The 2,163-nt window shown below is 32.9% G+C and carries 1 protein-coding gene and 1 pseudogene; one reads left to right on the top strand and one right to left on the bottom strand.

Annotation, left to right across the window (positions count from 1 at the left end; translation table 11 throughout):
* Positions 1–76: 76 nt before the first annotated feature.
* Positions 77–691, bottom strand: a pseudogene (locus CDG56_RS16590) (tyrosine-type recombinase/integrase); the annotation flags it as partial.
* 994 nt (positions 692–1,685) lie between these two features.
* Between CDG56_RS16590 and CDG56_RS16595 the strand changes: the two are divergent.
* Positions 1,686–1,958, top strand: a complete 273-nt coding sequence (locus tag CDG56_RS16595; RefSeq protein WP_004662783.1) for a hypothetical protein — start codon at positions 1,686–1,688, stop codon at positions 1,956–1,958.
* Positions 1,959–2,163: the final 205 nt, after the last annotated feature.

Consider the following 2,163-nt stretch of genomic DNA (forward strand, 5'->3'; position numbering starts at 1 on the left):
CAAAATGACCGCTATATTAACCAAGGGGGTCAGTTTTTAAATGCCATTAGGGGGTCATTTTTACACTGCCGCTAACAGCAGGATTATCCCCTGTAAAAAATTCCATTGCTTTAGCATAATCAAAGATGGTTTCAATCCGTCCACGAATCCGTTTAGCTGTTTCATTTTTTTCACCCCATATTGGTTCAAGCACAGCCAAAATATCAGCCTTCGTAATCGAACTGATGATACGTTCGCCAATAACAGGATAGACATAAGTTTCTAAAGTAGATGACCATTGAGCAATATGTTTTTGATTGGTCAATTCACGGGTTTTATTCGTAACAACGATCTTGGCACATTCAATAAAAGTTTTATCACGTAGTTTTTGGATACGTAGGTTTTCTAGTTGTTTTTCCTTATATGCGAGTGGGTCAATATCATTACGAATTTGTGACTTGAGTTCACGTGCTTTTTCTCTAGCTTCATTTAAAGATACTTCAGAGTAAGAACCTAGACCAATATCACGGCGATGGTCTTTTAATATCCCATTTTTATCTATGCGTTTTCCAACGACAACTCGGAGTATCCAAGAGCGTGTGTTTTTATAAATACGCAAACGTAGACCATCGACACCACCAACAGCATGTCTACCTTCTGCTTTAAGATTTGCTACGCTACGAGCTGAGAGTTCTTTCGCTTTTTTTGGCATAGTATTCTTTTAAGCCCCCATAAAAACCCCCATAGAGTAGTGGAAATGATAAGATTATGCAAGATTGTATTGGAAGGGTTTGTTTTTAGTTTATTGAAATATATAATTATATTAAATTAATTAAGACAGTATAAGACCAATGTTAGACGGACACCGCTTCCGCCAAATATCGAAATAAGCCCTTGTTTTTACAAGGGCTTTTTTCTTAGCTCTGGTTTTACCCCTAAACCTACCCCACATCCAATACTGGATTGAATTACATGGGATAAAACTTGTAAGGAGCAATTGAGAATTAGCTAATCGTCAGTTTGAAATGCTAACAATATACAAGCCTATACTTCGAACAACTTAACTGACTCTTTCAAAGTAGAATAGATGTGAATGACGGTTTGATCTGCCTAAATTCAGTAGTAATTATTCAAAAGATAGGGCACACATTTAAAAAAATACTGTCAGTTGTCTGAGGTTATAATGATTGTTTTCTATAGAAGACAATTCTAAACAATTAAGATGTTATTCATTTACCGTTGAATAATTTGAACTGAATCTTTTTAGTGTCTACTAACTTAATTTGGAAAATAGTTTACCCATCAGAAAATATAGAAGTTGTTATGGAGAAAATTTTAGGTAATGAATGGATTAAACTTAATCACAGATCAAGATCGAATCAATGCTGTTTTATGTATTTAGGCATGTATAAATAATAATTTTTTAGAACATCATTGGTTTTAATGGGAAGTATTATTATGAGAATTTGCACTTTTTGATTTTATGCAGCCAAAGACCTACTCTTTATCGCTAGTAATTTGACAGAGAAGAAAGCTAGCATTAGTGACAATTTTCGCCACATCGCTTCAAGTCTTGTTGTTTATTTCAAAAATATGACTTAAATATTTAATAACTAAAAATAAATATTAAAAAATGGTTGAATAATAAGCAATTATCTATAATGATAACTAATATTCACTTGATCATTCATTCTAGGAGGTAGATCATGATTGATGTGCAATATTCCGAAAATGTCTCGATACATCAGTTATCTGATGATGCATTCTTGTTAAGAGTCAATGATGCAAAGGTTTATCAATATTTGCTCAAGCAATGTGGTAAGGAATTCGGTTGGGAACGTTCGATACAAAAATCTCAAAGTTTTTTTAACGGTGATATTGAATACCAAATTAATCTTTCTGATATTCCATTGGAAAATTTTGGACGAGATTTCTTTATGTTGGAACCAGAACTACTCGATAACATTGCGAAAAGTTAATACATAGCTTGATTATATGCTGTGTATAGTGAGTTATATATTTCAGTTTTTCGCCACGTCATCCCCTTGACGTGGTCTTTTTATATAAAACTATTTTATCGAAAATAGAATCAATTTTATAATTTTGATCTCTGTACACGACAAAAAAAGATAACTCATTGAAATAATGGCATAATACTTGTTTTCTGACGACGAATATGATGAC

The organism is Acinetobacter sp. WCHA39 (genome assembly GCF_002165385.1).
In the GTDB taxonomy this organism is placed as follows: domain Bacteria; phylum Pseudomonadota; class Gammaproteobacteria; order Pseudomonadales; family Moraxellaceae; genus Acinetobacter.

Coding starts and splice junctions, on each gene's coding strand:
- CDG56_RS16595 (WP_004662783.1), top strand. CDS start 1,686: ATGATTGATGTGCAATATTCCGAAAATGTCTCGATACATCAGTTATCT.